Raw genomic sequence first — 16,366 nt, 5'->3', positions numbered from 1 at the left:
CTTATCCGATGTATTTGTCGAACAACCGCCCAAAAAAAGCTTGCCAACATTAAAGCCATGGTTCTTTTCATTTTTCTCTTTCCCTTTTTAAATAATATTATCTCCCTATTCTACTTAGCAATGAATATGGTGTAAATTGTCTACTTAGATTTTTCTATTTTTCAAGCAACCAATCCACAATATATTTAACTTCAATTCCATCTATTTGATTAATATCTTGGTATCTACCAGTGACTAGAATCTTTCTATAATTATCAATAATATTATTTAGGTTATCTGTCTCGTGAGTGTTATTAGGAAGATCATAAGTAACTTGAACATAAAGAATTTCATCTAATTTTCTAGCGATGAAGTCAATTTCCTTAGTCCCTAATCGGCCAATATCTACTTGATATCCTCTTCTCTTTAATTCAATAAATACTATGTTCTCTAAACGGTTGCTGTAATTCCCATCTTTTCTCCCAACCGCATTTCTTCTTAATCCAGAATCAACAATAAAGTATTTTCCATTGGTTCGTAAGTATTCACGACCACGAATATCATACTGTTTTCCTCGATAGAATAAATAACCAGTTTCCAAGAGATCAAGGTATTTCTTAATTGTAGGAATTGTTGTAGGAACTCCCTCACTCGTTAATGTATTAGCAAGTCTAGCAGAATTAACTAGCTGTCCTACATTATCTGAAAGAAAGCTAATGAGTGCTTTTAACGTTACTGGGTCTTTAACGCCAGCTCTAAATGCGATATCATTGAGAACTATTGTGTCGAATATTCCTTGTAGAATTACATCTTTTATTTCTTCATCTGCCAAGACAACTGATGGAAAACCACCATATTTCTCATATTCAAGATAAGCTTGATCTACATGTCTGGAATCTGAATTAATTTCCTTTACCTGAAGAAATTCACTAAATGATAAAGGATAAACCAAAATCTCAACGTATCTACCGCTTAACAATGTTGCCAGCTCGCCCGACAGCATATCAGCATTAGATCCCGTAATGGTAATGTCACTATCGAAGCTCGTTTTTAATCCATTAACTACTCTCTGCCAACCTTCAACCATTTGAATTTCGTCAAACATAAAATATAGTTTATCCTGATTGTCAGGAAGTCGTTTATCTATTTCTGCTCTAAACTTCTTTTCACTATTTATTGAAAGAGATTCATAGCTCTCAAAATTAATATAGATTATATTTTCATCTTTGACCCCCAAATCTTCAAGATGTTGTTTATATAATTTCACCAAAAAAGATTTTCCAGATCTTCGAACCCCAGTCAATATTTTTATAAAATCAGAATCTTTGAACTTGAGAATTTGATCTAGATAAAAAGGTCTATTAAACATACTTCTCACCTCGCCAATTTGTAATAAGTACTTCACCTGAAAATATAAAGTTTGTTTTATATTTATCTCTTAACGTGGATAATATAAACTTTGATTTATATATATGTCATTATACCATAATATTTAAAGACCTGTTTATATTTTTCGGCTTTTAACTAAAACAGTCACCCATTATGACTATCCATTAGGTGACTGCCGTGATTGTGTCTATTTTTTTGGAGGGAGGGGCCACCGGTTTCTTGTATTCCATCGAAATAAATAAAATAGTTTTGAGAATACAACTATGATTTTATGACTCCTGGAATAACCAATAACGATGAACATAGAAATAAAAGGAAGTGGAGTAAAGTCTGCATATTTATCTACTAAAAAATTATTAGATAAATTACGACCTATTGAAAAGGTATTTCTAGCATTATTCCTATAACTTGGAATCTCCATAGCTTTATCAAAATAATTTTCATCCTTCTCTCCCTCAATCAACTGGATTTATTGAAGAGTATGAAGTTATTAGTGTCTTCTATAGCACTTCCTTCACCACCAACAAGTTTTATATAACCTTGAAGGCTCATCATCTGCAACAGGTTTTTCAATCAATCTGAAAAAGATTTTATTTACTGAGCCACGACCTTCGCATCAGCATTTTCTAAAGAAACGCTGATTTCTCGGGGAAGAGAAGTATCGTGCTACAAATTGGCGGTTCTTTTTAACGAATAGACATCACTTCTATCGTTTTTTTTTACTTGACTGCTCTTTTTCTAATCATCAAAGAGTTGGATTAATGCTCAGCTTGATGATGCCCACTGGTTGTTCTGCCTGATCTGGATTGATGACAAATTGAATTTCTTGTTGGTCATCTTCCAAACCGTAGGAAACAGCAAATTGCATTGTTTCTCCGGGGCCTAAAATAAAATCATAAAAATTATACAAGAGCTGATCTTCTTCTGGATGCTCCGCCAAATAATTTTCATCTAACCAAACTTCCTCCAATGCAAGCTCTTCTTTATCCGTCACTTGACTGATTGTTCCTAGTGAATAGAATGAATCTGCGCTAAAATAGTCATCTTCACTGATATTCTCCATTTTGAAAACGATAAAGACAGCAGGATCACCTTCTTCATCAGAAACAACTTTTGCAGCATTAACAGTTAATTCAAACCCTGGGGTGTGGATTATTTTGTCTTGAATAGAAATTTGTTTATTCTTGTAAAGTGTTTCTGCTTCCTCATAACTCTCATCGTCTTCTTCAAAATCATAATCATCCTCTGACCACTCATCTGTAAAACTAAAGATACTTCCTCCAGTGATTCGTTTTAAAGGCTGAACAATGCTATCTGGAACCTCTTCATCATAATAAGTATCCCCAATATCTTGTGCAGCTTTTAGAAAACTAAAAAGTTGAATCATCTGATCATAATCCGTCGTTTTGGCATTTTTTATTGCCTGATAGAATTCTATGCCTCGTTCATTTAAGCGTAATAATTCTTTGGTCAATTCTTTTTGAGTCGCATTGTGAACCAAATCAGCAGAGAGGATTTTTAATTTATTGTCTATTTCCTGGGCTTCATTTTTCGTGATCGCATTCTTTGGGGAAGAGCCGTCTGCAAAAACTTTTTCCACTGGTTCATAAACGATCGTACTGATTTTTTCATAGTAACCGTATAATTCTTTTTTTGAATAACTTCTGGTTTCATTTCCTTGGCAGCCTGCAAGAAGCACAAGACAGCCAATCATCAGCAGAACATTGCTAAAATAAGAAATTTTCTTGTGAAATACAGGTACCATTTGCTTCCTCCTTCTTGATTTGTAAGAGATGCATACTATTTTAACAACAATTCTATTATTTCGTTGCTAAATCCATCTTAATCGTACCCACAGGTTCGTTGTCCCAGTCAGGATTTACCTCAAACTCAATCTTTTGTTTACTATCAGCCAATTTATACGCAGCGGCTGCCTGCATTGTTTCCCCTGGGGCTACAATTTCAAGGTAATAATTATCATTTAAAGTTTGATCTTTCTCATTGCTCTCAAGATATTCTTCACTTGGGTCGCTTTCATCTAATGCCACATGACCTTTATCCGTTGTTTGATAAAAAGTACCCAAATAGTAAAGCAGGTCAAGATCGAGATCATCCGAATCACTCAAATTTTTTACTTCATAAGTAATTAAAGCCGCATCACCGTCATCATAATCAGGAACGATTTTCGCACTTTTTAGTGTTAATTCAAAATCTTCAGTGGTAATGGTCATTCCTTTGATGGCGACATCCTCATTTGAATAATAGTATTCTTCATCATCTTCGTATTCTTCATCTTCTTCATAGTCATCGGCACTTTCCCCACCAAAAAGTCCTTCTAACCCACTACCAGATTCTTCACTTTCCTCAAGGCTCTCAGTAATTTCCTTAAAGGTATCTGGAATCTCGCCATCAAAATAATCATCACCAACATCTTCTAACGATTTCAGAAAATCAAGCATCTTGATAGCTACATCATACTCATCCGCTTCCAAATCATCCGTACTCTTATAAATATCTAATGCTTTATCATTTAGCTTGATTAAAGCATTGGTTATTTTTTTCTCTGAATTATTGCTTTCCAAAGATTCTTTAATATCAGTTAAATCATCTTTAGCCTCTTTAAACTCATCTTCCAAATCTGCCAAACTATCTTCATCTGTTACATTAATTTCTCCGCTGACAAGCTGTTCAATGGGTTCATAAGTTGTCTCTGCAATATCATCATAATACCGTTGTAAATCTTTCTTTGTATAATTTGGTCCTTGCTGACAACCCGCGAGAAACAATGCAGCAAAGCTGACAGTCATCAAAATTTTTTTCATTTTCTTCTCCTTTATTTCTGCTTTTTTAATAGCATTGATTTACCCAATAATGTATCTCTATTTCGTATCTACCTAATTTTGCCATATTTTCCAGTAAAAAAAATGTCAATTTTTAACCAGTTCGCACGAATTTATGACATTCGTTCAATTTTTTATTGAAATATGAATAAAAATAAACGGAACCAGTTTTTTCGTTGTTTTATTAAGAAAATTTAATAATTTATTTGCTATTTTTTGCTAAAGAAATCGTCCTATCGGTGAATGAAAATCAAAAAAAGCCCAAACAATAGTCAAGACCAGAGAATCCTGTTGCTGTTTGTCGCAACTAATGATTCTTACTGTTTTTACTATTGTTTGGACTATTGATTGATTACAACTTCATTAAGGCCTTTTTTTCTAAAGAGTAATATTCAGGTACTTAGCTACCTGTTCTACGTCTTTGTCTCCACGTCCGGATATATTGATAATGACCAGTTCTTCTTTTGACAGAGTGGGAACTCGCTTGATTGCTTCTGCAATCGCATGTGAGCTCTCAATCGCTGGAATGATTCCCTCTGTTTTGGAAAGTGTCAAAAATCCATCTACTGCCTCTTTGTCAGTCACAGCAACATATTCTGCCCGGCCAGTTTCTTTTAAAAACGCATGTTCAGGCCCTACACCAGGATAATCTAGTCCTGCAGAAATGGAATAAACCGGTAAAATACCACCTTGTTTATCAAAAAGACCATACGTATTCATGCCATCGATAATACCAATTTCTCCTTTCGTCATCGTTGCGGCATGATAAGGAGTATCAACACCCTTTCCTGCTGCTTCCACACCAATCAATTTTACTGACGGCTCAGGAATAAACGCAGCAAATGCACCGATTGCATTTGATCCGCCTCCTACACAGGCAAAAATGTAATCTGGCAAGCGACCTTCTTTTTCTAAAATTTGTCTCTTTGCTTCCTCACTGATAATTTTTTGAAAATCTTTTACCATCGTCGGATAAGGATGAGGACCCACAGCCGAGCCGAGAACATAAAATGTATCCTCTAAATGTTCAATGAAATAGCCGAAAGTGGCATCCACCGCATCCTTTAAAGTTTGAGTTCCTTGGGTCACAGAATGAACTTTGGCGCCTAACATCTCCATTCGAAAAACATTCAGCTTTTGACGAGCCACATCTTCTGCACCCATAAATACTTCACACGCCATACCGAATTTTGCCGCAGCTGCAGCAGTGGCTACTCCGTGCTGGCCAGCTCCAGTTTCAGCAATGATTTTGGTCTTTCCCATTCGTTTTGCAAGTAGAATTTGTCCTAAAACATTATTTAGTTTATGTGCGCCAAGGTGATTCAAATCTTCACGCTTCAGATAAATTTTTGCTCCTCCCAATTTTTTCGTCAAAGATTCTGCAAAATACAATGGCGTTTCCCGCCCTGAATAATCTTTTAAATAATGCTGATATTCCGCCAAAAATTCCGGATCATCTTTATATTGTTCGTATGCTGCTGCAACTTGATCCAAAGCCACTTTTACCTCATTAGGAACAAATTGTCCGCCAAATTCACCATAAAATCCTTTTTCATTCATTGTCATAGTCACTTTCTCCTTAGGTCTATTTTAGTTTTTTGTCACCAAAGTATGCTCTAAAAAGAAAAAAGACCGAATAGCGAAAAAACGCTAGCCGGTCATCAATCTAAAGGATTATTCACCGACATAGATGCTTTTTAGAACATACTCTAAAAGTTGCATCTATGCCTTTACCTGCATACACACAACTTCATCTTTGCCAGTTTTGCCAATTTATCATGGAATGTGTAAACATGTGAATCATCCTTTCCGTTTTATTTTCCAAAATCATAGCACAGAAACAAAAAAATACAACGCTTTTTCTAAAGTTTTTTTAGAGTCTTTTAAAAGGTTGGATTATTTTAACTTCAGCGATTAATCACAAAATCGAACCAACCTTTTCTTTTGACAGGAACATCATATTTTAATTGATAGTTCATTTGACCTTCAGATAACGCAGCGTAAATTTCCTGTAACTCTTTTTGTCCATCTTCCATTGACTCATACCAAGCCAAGGGAACCATATTCTCTCCCCAAAAAGTAGTTGCATCGATTCCAAGCATTTGAACAGCAGGTTGTCCCTTCTTTTTACCGAAAACATTAGCAAGTTGAAATTTATAAAATGAAGAAAGCTGTCCATTAATCTTGCTCATGATTGAAATTCGATGAGTTCCTTCATTGATTGGTTTTTTCGTAAATGATTTTTTATCTAAATTTCCTAAAAGGTAATCAAATGAGACTTCAAAATAATTTGCAATAAGCGCTAGTTTTTCAAAGTCTGGTTGTGCTGTCCCATTTTCATATTTTGAAATTGATTGTCTGGAAACATTTAATAATTCTGATAATGCTTCCTGAGAAACACTTTTTTCTTTTCTTAACTCTTTCAATTTTTCACTAAACATCTATTTACAACCCTTCTCATCCATTCTTGTTCATTTGAATAAAAAAGGCAAGAACTAAAAAGTTGCATTTCGTCAACTACTCGTTGCAAGGTAATATTATGCGTCTAGAAATATTTCATATCAACACGGACATCAAATAAATGATACCAGTAACTATAAAAGACAAAATGACTTTATTGGTTTTCTTTTCGGGATCGATTGCGATTTTTTGCAGTGTGATAACACCTGATCCTATTAAGAAAAATAATAACAAAAATCCCACTTCGACACCCCCACAGTTAATCTCGATTCATTTGCTCTTGCTATAATTTTATTTATTTGAATAGTCCATTCTCAATTTATGTTTAAGGTAAAAAAATATACTATAAGTGTAAGGAAAAAAGAATCAATCAGATTCTTTTTTCCTTACTTTTTAAACTGGAACCCATTCGCCTAACCATTTAGCCGCGGTATAATCGTATTGTCGTTTATACGCTTTTCCGTTGATATTTTTAAAACGCCAGCCAATAATATTCGCTCTTGCTGAAATTTGAGGTTCTGTCTGAGGCACTTCTTCTGCAGATGAAACGAGCGGAAAGCTGCTTACCCCAATAATTCCTACAATTAATCCAACGAGTACTCTTTTTTTCACGTCATAACCTTCTTTCGATTATTTTTTTATAATTGGGATTCCCTCAATGGAAGGATCATCCAAATCTGAAATAGTTCCCATATCATTTCCTTCAATGATTAGTCGAAAAACATTACCCTGTTGTAAAATATATGTTGCCGGTTGATTGGATTCAATTTTTTGAGTGTCTTGAATATCGGCTTCTTTATAGCGGTAAGGTTCAAAGATAAAGGAAGTAACGATAAACGGTAGGATAAATGCTAAAGTCAATAGGTACCGTTTCGTTCGCTTATTTTTAAAACCTGCCAAAAGAAATTCGATTCGTCTAGAAAGGATATTTGAATCGGAAAAAGTAAAATTCGTCACCAATCTGTTCGCCAGTTTGGGGTCCGTTTTTTTCTCCTTCTTTTTTACCGACACGAGAGATTCTACATAGCTAAAATAACCCTCTTTTGTCATAGAAGAAGTTACTTGATGATCCACACGTAACTCAATAATAAAATGGACTTGATTACGGAAGAGATATAGTGGGAGGAACCACCAATAGCTGCTGACAATCAACTGCAATAAAAACTTTTTTAGAGGATCTTTATTTTTGATGTGCTGGTATTCATGAAGCAAAATATTTTGACGTTCCGCTTCAGAATAACTTTTATCTGGAATAAATATTCTTGGATGAAAAATTCCTAACATAAATGGAATAGAAACGAATGACGACTGATAGACCAACGTTTTCTTAGAAGTGTCTTTTAAAAGACTCGAATCAATCAGTTGTTGAATATCTTGTGATTGGGCACTCTCTTCGATGACACTGGTCAATTTTTTTAGTCGCAGCCATTTAAAAAAGAACAAAATATAAGAAATAATTGCACCTATAATCCAAATGATTGCAAAGAAACGAAATAGTGAACCAGACGTTCCAGATAATGTAAGGTTCGTTTCAAAAAAACTATATATTTTTGGTAATACCGTTTTTGAAGGAACCGTCACTGTATTGGCTAATTCAACAGGAAAAACCAACCGCATTGAAACAAAAAACGCCAAAATCAACAATAAGTCTGTACGAATCAACCGATAGGCTTTTTTAGAAGTTAGCAAAAACTGAAGCAAAATTACCAATAAACAAACTGCCAACAATGAAATAAGCAATGAAGAAAAAGAAAGATTCATAAATTATTTCCCTTCGTTCAGCTCATCCTTTTTCCGTTGAATCATTTGCTCTAATTCATCAAGAACAACTTCATCGTCATTGGTCTCAATAAAATTTGATACAAGTGACTTCATTGAAAAGGAGGAAAGCTGGCTGGTAACAAATTCTTCTTGCGCAATGGTCGGTCTGAATAATCGAGTAAGCACCGTTCCACTGTAACCAATATCATCAACAGCTATTAATTGATACTTCAACAGTTTACGCAAAACAGCTTGGATAGTATTTTTATTCAATGATGGGTCGTTTCGTTCGATGTCACTCGCCGATAGGGCTTTTTCCGTATTCCACAGAACCGTCATGATCTGCATTTCTTTTTTTGTGAGTTTGATATTTTTCACTCTTTCTACCTCCTGAAAGTATTCTCTAAAATAAATTATAGCATATTATCCGATTGATAGCGTAAATATTTACGGTAATTCTCTTTTATCTGATTAACTAATCCTAGCGAAGCGTTTCTTTTTCTGGGATTCTTTCCTCCATCTTGGCTCCTCGCAAGTACAAACTTAATCCAATAACTAAAGAAAAATAGATAATTGCCAACAACCAACGAACAAATGTGGAATGGACTAGAATACCGGACAAAAGAAAGACCACTCCCATCATGAGAAACATCCGTTGCTTTTCTTTGCTCGTCATTTTCTTTTCCAAAAATGGTGTCACATATTTTTGATACGCATTCAAACCAGTCAATCGATGATAAAGTTTCGGAGAACTTCTCATCCAAAAGAAGCCCGTTAATAAATAAAAACCAGTTGTTGGCAACACGGGGAGGAAGATTCCCGCCGTGCCGATGATAAACGTCAATGAACCTAAACAAATAAACAAATATTTTTTCATGTTTCTCTACCTTTTATTTTTTCCTGTATTATATAGTATTTCCACAAAAGAAACATTAGAAACCCTCAGATTCAACTTTTATTTGCTTCTTTTCCGACAAGTCGTTATACTTTTTTTGAGGTGAATACGTTGCCAAAATATATCGAGATCGCAAATATTCTAAGAGAACGCATTGAAAACGAAATTTATGCCAAGGGAAGTTTACTTCCAAATCAGACAGATCTTGTTAGAGAATTTCATGTCAGTCGAACAACAATCAAAAAAGCAGTCAGTATTCTGATTATGGAAGGCTTGCTTTTTTCAAAACGCGGAGCAGGAACAACTGTTTTAAATCATCCTTTTTTGGGAAAAGAAACTTCTCCTATTAATGAATACGCTGGACTCAGTTATCAAATGAAACGACAAAATCGGTCGATTGAAAGTCAAGTAATCACTTTTGAAGTAAAATTTCCCGATGAAAAAATTCAGGAAAAGTTAATGATCTCGGAAAAAGATCCGGTCTATGAAATCATGCGTTTACGAATCTTAGATGAAAAGCCCTATGTCCTTGAACACTCCTTTATGCCGGTCAGTCTGGTTCCGGGATTAACATTGGAGATTTTGCATCACTCGGTGTATGACTATCTGCTGCAAACTTTGGGGCATCATTTTGCGGGTGCCTACCGAACCATTTCCGCTGCAAAAAGCGATTTCTTTGATCAAGAATATCTTCGCTGCAAAAGAGATGATCCGGTTTTAGAAGTCGAACAAGTCATTTATCTTGAAGATGGTCGACCAATCGATTACTCCACGAGTCATAACCGTTATGACACCCGCGGCTATTCCATTTTAGATGTAAAATACAGCTCTTTAGATTAATCTTTTGATTTTCAGTCTTTGATCGATTGATCAAAGGCTTTTTTTATGCTCGAAAGAAATGTTTGGATTTATTTTTAAAAAGACTAGTCATTTATCTTTTTTGGTGCTACTATAAATGAGAAATCGATTTCAGTTTCAACCGTTCTAGAACATGAATACTTTTATTAAGGAGATAATCATGGATAATTTTGTTGCATTTATGGAAAAACATTTTATTCCGGTTGCTTCTAAAATTGGGGCACAACGCCATTTAGTTGCTATTCGTGATGGGTTTATCGTCACGATGCCATTAATGATTTTAGGATCATTCGGGGTATTAATAAATAATTTACCTATCCCACCATATATCACATTTATGAACAACCTTTTCGGTGAAGGAAAATGGCAAGCTTTCGGAAATAATTTATCTTCAGGTACCTTTTCAATTTTGGCGTTACTGATTGCTTTCACTGTTGCCTATAATTTGGCAAAAAGCTATGGCAAAGATGCTTTAGCTGCAGGTGCAATTTCAGTTTCTAGTTTCTTCGCTCTAGGTGCATTACCAGTTGATGCCGATGGAAATTTGAGTAATGCTGGACTAGGCTCACAAGGATTATTTTTAGCATTGATCGTTGCAGTCTGCTCTACTGAGATTTTCAGAAGACTTATCGGCAATCAACGGTTAGTAATCAAGATGCCTGATGGTGTGCCACCTGCAGTTTCTCGTTCATTTGCTGCTCTCTTCCCCGCAATGATTACAGTAGCGATTTTTGCTTTTATTACTGCATTATTCCAAGCAGCAGGTGTAACTAGTATCGTGACAGCTTTTTATGAATTGGTTCAAGAACCATTTATGGGCTTGGCCAACTCGTATCCTGCCGCTCTTTTACTTGGTTTTATTTCTGCATTCTTATGGTTCTTTGGTTTGCATGGTGCAAATATCATCGATCCATTTATGCAAACAATCAATATTCCTGCAATTGAAGCAAATGTAAAAGCACTACAATCTGGCGAAAAAATGCCTTTTATTGTTAACAAACCTTTCTTTGACTCCTTTGTTAACTTAGGTGGTACCGGTGCAACTTTGGGTCTTTTAATTGCTATTTTCTTAGTCGCTCGTAAACACAAAGCTTACATGACAGTAGCAAAATTATCCATTGCCCCAGGTGTTTTCATGATTAATGAACCCGTTATGTTCGGGTTACCAGTTGTATTAAACCCAATCTTGTTCATTCCATATGTCTTCACTCCACTTGTTCTAGTGACTGTCGCATATGTTGCTACTGCAACCGGATTGGTTCCAGCCTGTTCAATCATCGCACCTTGGACGACTCCACCTATTATCGGCGGTATCCTGTCTACACAAAGTTTAGCTGGCGGTGTTCTTGCTGCAGTAAACTTAGTCATTTCTATCTTGATTTACCTGCCATTTGTAAAATTGGCACAAATCCAAGAAGTTCGTCGTATGAAAGCAGAAGCCTAAAGTGTTTCCTGTTGAATGAAATAAAGCACCACTTCTCTCTTCCAATTTTTCTGGAAAATAGAAGTGGTGCTTTTTGATTGGTACCTAATCAACTACGTAGAACTTTTTCCATTGATTTTCCCTTGGCTAATTCATCTACTAGTTTATCTAGGTAACGAATTTTTTGCATCAATGGTTCTTCAATCGTTTCAACACGAACGCCACAAACGACACCTTTGATTAATGCAGCATTCGGATTGATTTGGGCTTGATCAAAGTATTCTTCAAAAGTTACCTCATCATCAATTAATTTTTGCTGGGTGGCTGCATCAAATCCTGTCAGCCATTCGATGGCTTCGTCAAGCTCAGCTTTCGTACGCCCTTTTTTTTCGAGCTTCTGAATGTACATTGGGTAAACACTAGCAAACGAAACTTTATAGATTCTGCTCATTGTGATTCTCCTCAAAAAAAGTTTTTGAACTACGGATATTTATCTATTAATTTTTTTTATTATATCCCAGCTTTCTCTCTTTTACCAAACAAAAGAGAGATTATTAGTGGATATCCAATACAATCCAATTCCCAGCTTCTTTTGCTAAGGTCCACTCCTCAGAAAACCGCTCTCTTTTTGCTTGCTTTTTAGCTTCTTCAATTTGTTCTGTTGAATCAGAGTCGGAGATAAAATAATCTTTCATAGCAGCATCTACACGCAGAACAAGCATGGTATCAGAAAAACTTCGTACCTCAGTAACACTAAAAATTTTTATATCTTCCAATTTATTATATTTATGGTCTTTTTTATATTCCTCAATTATTTGGGAATTCTTTTTATACAATGATGTGGACATTTTGTCTTTTATCGGTGTAAGATTGTTCATTGACCATGCCTCTTGAAAATTCATGAACAATCCGCGAAATGTTTTATTTATCTCCTTTGAAACTCGTGGACCTCTTCCGATTCCTTTGTTGAAAAGAAATTTATAAAGACCAAAGGCAGGAAGAAGAATCAACAGGATATTATTGAAAAAGAACGAAGACCAACCACGCATTCCCCAAGAACGAATTGGATGTTGGTAAAAATAGCTATGTGTATTTGAATAGCTCCCCCCTCTAGAAAAAGAACTCCCTCCATGGCTTCCGCCAAATCTAGCAAATGTTTCTTGTGGAGCTACAAAAAAAAGCAGTAATGCAAAACTTATAAGGCATAAACAAATCAAAATTTTTTTCTTCATTTAGATAGTTCTCCTATGCTTTTGTTCCAATTTTTAGAAGTATACGCCTCCTATCAATAAAAGTAAATATTTTTTCGTTATTTAATTACTGGTTAAAGTGCTAATGCCCGCTCGTTACTTTAATCCCAATAATTCCGGTAATCAATAAACCGATAAAAAGCCACGTCGATAATGAAAGATGATCCTTGAACAAAAGAACGCCGACAAGAATCGATCCCACGGCACCAACTCCTGTCCAGATTGGATACGCCAAACTTAAAGGCAATAACTTTGTTGCTTTTGCTAAGAAAAAGAAACTCAAAATCATTCCTACAACGGTTGCCATTGAAAAACCAAATTTAGAGAAACCCACACTCAATTTCATGGTGGTCGCCCAAACCACTTCAAAAACTCCTGCGATTATTAAATACATCCATGCCATTTTCTCTTCCTCCTAAACTAAAAAAGACAACTACGCCTCCTCTACTAGACCTAAAGAGGAAGGTAATTGTCTCGCCCGGCGGCGTTTAAATATTACGACTATTATACTAAAAATCAGAAAAACGTCAACTTTTTCCTTACAGGAAACCATAAGTCTAAAAATCAAGCCCTGCATATACAAATATGGTATCCTGAGTATATAAATGAAATGAGGTGTAAACGAATGAACAGTATCCATTTAATTTGTCTGGGCGTAAAAGATCTTTCAGCATCTAGAAAATTTTATAAAGCACTAGGCTTTGAGGAACCAAATGACAAAAATTCTGAAACGATTGTTTTTTATAATAATTTTGGCACTAAACTTGAACTTTTTCCTTACAAAGAATTGCTAAAAGATATTGGAATTTCAGAAACAGATCATCCGATGCCACAGTCTTTTAATGGGATGACTTTGGCTTTCAATACCAAAAGTGAGAAAGAAGCCGAACAAACATTTGAAAATGCCCTCAAAAATGGCGGCATGCTAGTAAAACCATTAACTTGGGGCGATTGGGGTGGGTATAGTGGCTACTTTAAAGATATCAACGGATATTTCTGGGAAGTCGCCTATTCTAGTGCATGGAAATTTGATCAAAATGATATGTTGATTATTGAATAATTTAGAAACCATGTCCTGAATTTTATCGGACATGGTTTTTTCTGTCCCCTTGACCCATTGAATGATGAGAACTAAATGTTAGTTAATTTTATTAGTCACAGAAAGATTTTACATTTATATCAAATGTTTTTATTCAATAAACGTTAAAAATCTCCGATTCCAAATTTTCTCATAGAAGTTAATCGTTGTTTCTACTGTCATATAGTCATTACTATAGGTCGTCGTTCCCCCTCTTCTCATCCATAGCTTATACCCTAATCCATGAGCAAATTTAACGGTGGTATCAATACAATACTCGGTCTGAGCACCACAGATTTCAAGGGAGCGACACTCATTTTTTTCCAATAGTTCTTGTAAATTTGTGTGATAAAAAGAGTTTGCATGGATTTTTCTGACAAAATAACTTTTTGCAGGAAGAAATAATTCTGGAAGAAGTTCCCACATTTCAGTTTCCGGAATCAATTCTTCATCCTCATGTTGGATAAAAATAATTGTTTTTCCTGCCTTATCGTAGTCGTCAATTCTCTGATTTGTTTCTTTAACTACCTTTGTTAAGTTATGAATTGGTGTTCCATCATAGCAAACACCATTTTGTAAATCGATAATCAGTAGTGCATCTGCGACGGGTTTCATTAGAATTCCTTCTTTCGATTCTTTCATTTTTTCGTCTCTATTGACAATCCAACCATTTTTCTCTAAGATAATTTAAACTTTTATATGAAGAAAGAGCCTGATACCTATGAAACTACGAAAAATGACAAAAGCAGACAATCCTGCCATCAAAAAACTTGTCCAAGACTCCTTAAAAACGCTTGGCTATGATATTCCCGGTACCGCATATTTTGATCCCCAATTGGATGATTTATTCAATTACTATCGAACCCATTCTCCCGGACAATATTGGGTCATTGAGCAAGAGCACCAAATTATCGGTGGCGTTGGAATTGCACCTTTTTCAGAAGCAAGTGGCATTTGTGAACTACAAAAATTATATCTAGCGGAGAAATTTCAAGGCCTTGGCTTATCAAAAAAACTAATGGTAGCAGCCCTTAACTTTGCCAAGAAGCATTATCGTCAGTGCTATCTTGAAACCCACACGGATTTAGCAACCGCTTGTCGCTTATATGAAAAATATGGTTTTCAGTTATTGAATGGGCCGTTAAAAGGTAGCGAGCATTCAGCGATGAATGCATGGTATTTATTGGATCTAGAGAATTGACACTCCCACGACTTAAGTCACAAGCCTCATTCCTTCGGAATTGAGGTGGGATTCTTTGGTACTAAACCGTACGCTGTCCATTTCTGTTTTGTACTAGCCCAAAGCTAAGGGTATGCCAATACCCTATCCTAAACCAGAGCATATAGCTGTTTAGGCTACTTGATTTTTACCATCAAGTATAGGTGCATAAATGATATTTTTTGCACCGACAATATCTCTATGACCGATATATCCGCAATCAGAGCAATAATACCTTCGGTCTTTTGCATGATGTTGATGCCCACAATTCGGACATCTTTGACTGGTGTAGGCTGGATTAACATATTCAACCTTAATACCAACTAAATTTGCTTTATATTCGATAAAAGATGCTAAACAATAGAATGACCAATTACTTAAAGAATGGTTGTTTTTACGACTTTTTCTTGTCTGTTTGCGGATATTCGCCAATTTTTCTAAACGAATAATTCCGACATTGTGTTTACTAGCGAAATCTACGATTTCTCTACTAATTTTATGGTCTTGGTCTTTCATCCAACGTTGCTCTTTATCTTTTGATTTTTTAATTGCATTTAATTTTTTAGCATTCCCTAATTCCTTCCTACGAGAATTGTGATAGCGTCGAACATACTTGTTCATACGCCCATTACCAGAAAATTTAACTTCATTTTCAGCTGTGCAACATACCGCAGGAATTTTAATGCCTAAATCGACACCCATTATTTTAGTGGACGTGTTCACTTTTTCAGAGATTTCAATCCCAATCTGAGCTATATAGTGATTTCTTTTTTTAGTGACTCGCAGAGTCCCAATTTTATTAGCTTTTTTCAAAAGAGATAGCTCGTATTTAGGAATGTCTGCAAAAATTTCAACTTTTTTAGACTTGCCATCAATCACAAAGGGCATTTTAATGCTAGAAGGGCAAATAGTGAAATTCTGATTATTCCAAATAATAACTGGTTTTTTCAAGACGAGTATCTTCTTAAAATGACTTTTCTTAACTTTTTGAAAAACAGATTTCGCATCACGAATGGCTTGATTTTTAACTGCACTATTTAGTGGGGCAGGGACGTCTTTAGAGGTTTTTTTCGTTACTTTCTCAGCAATAACCATTTCAGAAACTAATAAATTGACTACCTCAATATAAGTTAAAGAAGACGTTTGAATTAATTTTATTTGTGTCTTTGTTGGATTAAGCTTTATTTTTACCGTCATTGCTTGTGGCATAACTT

Annotated in this window: 19 protein-coding genes; 4 read left to right on the top strand and 15 right to left on the bottom strand. The window is 35.3% G+C overall.

The window, feature by feature from the left end:
* Positions 1–154: 154 nt before the first annotated feature.
* The 10 genes from BN1875_RS03475 to BN1875_RS03435 form a co-directional block, all read right to left on the bottom strand.
* A complete protein-coding gene (locus BN1875_RS03475; protein WP_048603478.1) occupies positions 155–1,348 on the bottom strand; it encodes an ATP-binding protein in 1,194 nt (397 codons plus the stop codon).
* A gap of 765 nt (positions 1,349–2,113) precedes the next feature.
* Positions 2,114–3,133: a DUF5067 domain-containing protein gene (locus tag BN1875_RS03470; protein WP_048603477.1), complete on the bottom strand. Its 1,020-nt coding sequence runs from the start codon at positions 3,131–3,133 to the stop codon at positions 2,114–2,116.
* A gap of 55 nt (positions 3,134–3,188) precedes the next feature.
* Positions 3,189–4,190, bottom strand: coding sequence for a DUF5067 domain-containing protein (locus BN1875_RS03465; RefSeq protein ID WP_048603476.1), 1,002 nt, complete (start codon positions 4,188–4,190; stop codon positions 3,189–3,191).
* A 396-nt stretch (positions 4,191–4,586) separates the two neighbouring features.
* Positions 4,587–5,768 carry a tryptophan synthase subunit beta gene (trpB, locus tag BN1875_RS03460; protein WP_147570575.1) on the bottom strand — a complete coding sequence of 394 codons (1,182 nt, stop codon included), beginning with the start codon at positions 5,766–5,768 and terminating at the stop codon, positions 4,587–4,589.
* 347 nt (positions 5,769–6,115) lie between these two features.
* Entirely contained in the window at positions 6,116–6,649 is a 534-nt protein-coding gene (locus BN1875_RS03455) for a helix-turn-helix domain-containing protein (protein WP_048603474.1), read from the bottom strand.
* A 115-nt stretch (positions 6,650–6,764) separates the two neighbouring features.
* Complete coding sequence (locus tag BN1875_RS13610) at positions 6,765–6,911, bottom strand: hypothetical protein (RefSeq protein WP_156171199.1); 147 nt, start codon at positions 6,909–6,911, stop codon at positions 6,765–6,767.
* A 150-nt stretch (positions 6,912–7,061) separates the two neighbouring features.
* Positions 7,062–7,280, bottom strand: a complete 219-nt coding sequence (locus BN1875_RS03450) for a hypothetical protein (protein WP_048603473.1) — start codon at positions 7,278–7,280, stop codon at positions 7,062–7,064.
* An 18-nt stretch (positions 7,281–7,298) separates the two neighbouring features.
* Entirely contained in the window at positions 7,299–8,429 is a 1,131-nt protein-coding gene (locus BN1875_RS03445) for a M56 family metallopeptidase (RefSeq protein ID WP_048603472.1), read from the bottom strand.
* Between the two features lie 3 nt (positions 8,430–8,432).
* Positions 8,433–8,807, bottom strand: a complete 375-nt coding sequence (locus tag BN1875_RS03440) for a BlaI/MecI/CopY family transcriptional regulator (protein WP_048603471.1) — start codon at positions 8,805–8,807, stop codon at positions 8,433–8,435.
* Positions 8,808–8,910: 103 nt separating this feature from the next.
* Positions 8,911–9,306: a YbaN family protein gene (locus BN1875_RS03435; RefSeq protein ID WP_048603470.1), complete on the bottom strand. Its 396-nt coding sequence runs from the start codon at positions 9,304–9,306 to the stop codon at positions 8,911–8,913.
* Between the two features lie 129 nt (positions 9,307–9,435).
* Between BN1875_RS03435 and BN1875_RS03430 the strand changes: the two genes are divergently transcribed.
* Together BN1875_RS03430 and BN1875_RS03425 are read left to right on the top strand one after the other, a co-directional pair.
* Positions 9,436–10,164: a GntR family transcriptional regulator gene (locus tag BN1875_RS03430; RefSeq protein WP_048603469.1), complete on the top strand. Its 729-nt coding sequence runs from the start codon at positions 9,436–9,438 to the stop codon at positions 10,162–10,164.
* A gap of 178 nt (positions 10,165–10,342) precedes the next feature.
* On the top strand, positions 10,343–11,626 hold the full coding sequence (locus tag BN1875_RS03425; protein WP_048603468.1) for a PTS sugar transporter subunit IIC: 1,284 nt from the start codon (positions 10,343–10,345) through the stop codon (positions 11,624–11,626).
* Positions 11,627–11,714: 88 nt separating this feature from the next.
* On the opposite strand, the gene BN1875_RS03420 is transcribed toward BN1875_RS03425, so the two are convergent.
* The 3 genes from BN1875_RS03420 to BN1875_RS03410 all read right to left on the bottom strand — a co-directional run bounded on the left by BN1875_RS03420 (position 11,715) and on the right by BN1875_RS03410 (position 13,258).
* Entirely contained in the window at positions 11,715–12,056 is a 342-nt protein-coding gene (locus BN1875_RS03420; RefSeq protein ID WP_048603467.1) for a DUF2200 domain-containing protein, read from the bottom strand.
* Positions 12,057–12,159: 103 nt separating this feature from the next.
* Positions 12,160–12,837, bottom strand: coding sequence for a Tim44 domain-containing protein (locus BN1875_RS03415; protein WP_048603466.1), 678 nt, complete (start codon positions 12,835–12,837; stop codon positions 12,160–12,162).
* A 100-nt stretch (positions 12,838–12,937) separates the two neighbouring features.
* On the bottom strand, positions 12,938–13,258 hold the full coding sequence (locus tag BN1875_RS03410; protein WP_048603465.1) for a DMT family transporter: 321 nt from the start codon (positions 13,256–13,258) through the stop codon (positions 12,938–12,940).
* Positions 13,259–13,480: 222 nt separating this feature from the next.
* On the opposite strand from BN1875_RS03410, the gene BN1875_RS03405 reads away from it, so the two are divergent.
* The gene (locus BN1875_RS03405) at positions 13,481–13,915 is read left to right on the top strand and encodes a VOC family protein (RefSeq protein WP_048603464.1); all 435 of its coding nucleotides are present in this window, start codon (positions 13,481–13,483) and stop codon (positions 13,913–13,915) included.
* A gap of 129 nt (positions 13,916–14,044) precedes the next feature.
* Here BN1875_RS03405 and BN1875_RS03400 read toward each other — a convergent pair whose 3' ends face one another.
* Complete coding sequence (locus tag BN1875_RS03400; protein ID WP_048603707.1) at positions 14,045–14,548, bottom strand: cysteine hydrolase family protein; 504 nt, start codon at positions 14,546–14,548, stop codon at positions 14,045–14,047.
* A 106-nt stretch (positions 14,549–14,654) separates the two neighbouring features.
* Here BN1875_RS03400 and BN1875_RS03395 point away from each other — a divergent pair, with 106 nt between their 5' ends.
* Positions 14,655–15,134 (top strand): GNAT family N-acetyltransferase, encoded by a 480-nt coding sequence (locus BN1875_RS03395; RefSeq protein ID WP_048603463.1) that lies wholly within the window; start codon positions 14,655–14,657, stop codon positions 15,132–15,134.
* 150 nt (positions 15,135–15,284) lie between these two features.
* On the opposite strand, the gene BN1875_RS03390 is transcribed toward BN1875_RS03395, so the two are convergent.
* Positions 15,285–16,361, bottom strand: coding sequence for an RNA-guided endonuclease InsQ/TnpB family protein (locus tag BN1875_RS03390; protein ID WP_048603462.1), 1,077 nt, complete (start codon positions 16,359–16,361; stop codon positions 15,285–15,287).
* Positions 16,362–16,366 lie beyond the last annotated feature (5 nt).

Origin of the sequence: Enterococcus massiliensis, from assembly GCF_001050095.1 — a bacterium.
GTDB lineage: Bacteria > Bacillota > Bacilli > Lactobacillales > Enterococcaceae > Enterococcus_C > Enterococcus_C songbeiensis.
Note: the sequence above shows the minus strand (reverse complement) of the source record. Positions and strands in the feature narration are given on the sequence as shown.

Excerpts from the sequence above, each read along its gene's own strand:
- BN1875_RS03420 (WP_048603467.1), bottom strand. The coding sequence starts at position 12,056 with ATGAGCAGAATCTATAAAGTTTCGTTTGCTAGTGTTTACCCAATGTAC.
- BN1875_RS03435 (WP_048603470.1), bottom strand. The coding sequence starts at position 9,306 with ATGAAAAAATATTTGTTTATTTGTTTAGGTTCATTGACGTTTATCATC.
- BN1875_RS03395 (WP_048603463.1), top strand. The coding sequence starts at position 14,655 with ATGAAACTACGAAAAATGACAAAAGCAGACAATCCTGCCATCAAAAAA.
- BN1875_RS03470 (WP_048603477.1), bottom strand. The coding sequence starts at position 3,133 with ATGGTACCTGTATTTCACAAGAAAATTTCTTATTTTAGCAATGTTCTG.
- BN1875_RS03445 (WP_048603472.1), bottom strand. The coding sequence starts at position 8,429 with ATGAATCTTTCTTTTTCTTCATTGCTTATTTCATTGTTGGCAGTTTGT.
- BN1875_RS03475 (WP_048603478.1), bottom strand. The coding sequence starts at position 1,348 with ATGTTTAATAGACCTTTTTATCTAGATCAAATTCTCAAGTTCAAAGAT.
- BN1875_RS03390 (WP_048603462.1), bottom strand. The coding sequence starts at position 16,361 with ATGCCACAAGCAATGACGGTAAAAATAAAGCTTAATCCAACAAAGACA.
- BN1875_RS03465 (WP_048603476.1), bottom strand. The coding sequence starts at position 4,190 with ATGAAAAAAATTTTGATGACTGTCAGCTTTGCTGCATTGTTTCTCGCG.
- BN1875_RS03405 (WP_048603464.1), top strand. The coding sequence starts at position 13,481 with ATGAACAGTATCCATTTAATTTGTCTGGGCGTAAAAGATCTTTCAGCA.
- BN1875_RS03415 (WP_048603466.1), bottom strand. The coding sequence starts at position 12,837 with ATGAAGAAAAAAATTTTGATTTGTTTATGCCTTATAAGTTTTGCATTA.
- BN1875_RS03410 (WP_048603465.1), bottom strand. The coding sequence starts at position 13,258 with ATGGCATGGATGTATTTAATAATCGCAGGAGTTTTTGAAGTGGTTTGG.
- BN1875_RS03425 (WP_048603468.1), top strand. The coding sequence starts at position 10,343 with ATGGATAATTTTGTTGCATTTATGGAAAAACATTTTATTCCGGTTGCT.
- BN1875_RS03400 (WP_048603707.1), bottom strand. The coding sequence starts at position 14,548 with ATGAAACCCGTCGCAGATGCACTACTGATTATCGATTTACAAAATGGT.
- BN1875_RS03455 (WP_048603474.1), bottom strand. The coding sequence starts at position 6,649 with ATGTTTAGTGAAAAATTGAAAGAGTTAAGAAAAGAAAAAAGTGTTTCT.
- trpB (WP_147570575.1), bottom strand. The coding sequence starts at position 5,768 with ATGAATGAAAAAGGATTTTATGGTGAATTTGGCGGACAATTTGTTCCT.